Here is a 429-nt window from a genome sequence, read left to right as displayed (position 1 = left end):
CGACCACATAATCCAAAGCCGGTTCGAACTCGGCTTTGGTTGTCCCGGTAACGGGATTGACAATCTCGTCTAGAGTCAGGCCAACGGCGATCTTGGCGGCCATTTTCGCGATCGGGTATCCGGTCGCCTTGCTGGCCAGAGCCGAAGACCTGGAAACCCGCGGGTTGACTTCGATAACGTAATAACGAAAACTATCAGGATCCAGGGCAAGCTGGATATTGACGCCGCCTTCAATTTTTAAGGCACGAATAATTTTCAAAGCGGCGTCTCTAAGCATTTGATACTCCCGATCAGAAAGGGTCTGAACCGGAGAGACAACAATCGAGTCCCCGGTATGGATACCGACCGGATCGAAGTTTTCCATTGAAGCGACGATCAGGGCGTTGTCGTTAGTATCGCGCATGACTTCAAATTCGATTTCTTTATAAC

1 protein-coding gene is annotated in these 429 nt (G+C 50.3%); it reads right to left on the bottom strand.

The genetic code is table 11. The features are described from left to right. Positions 1-429 (bottom strand): ATP-binding protein (locus tag KH893_RS12405; RefSeq protein ID WP_486606308.1); only part of this gene is annotated, 429 nt, incomplete at both ends.

Origin of the sequence: Liquorilactobacillus sicerae, assembly GCF_029916425.1 — a bacterium.
GTDB lineage: Bacteria > Bacillota > Bacilli > Lactobacillales > Lactobacillaceae > Liquorilactobacillus > Liquorilactobacillus sicerae.
Note: the sequence above shows the minus strand (reverse complement) of the source record. Positions and strands in the feature narration are given on the sequence as shown.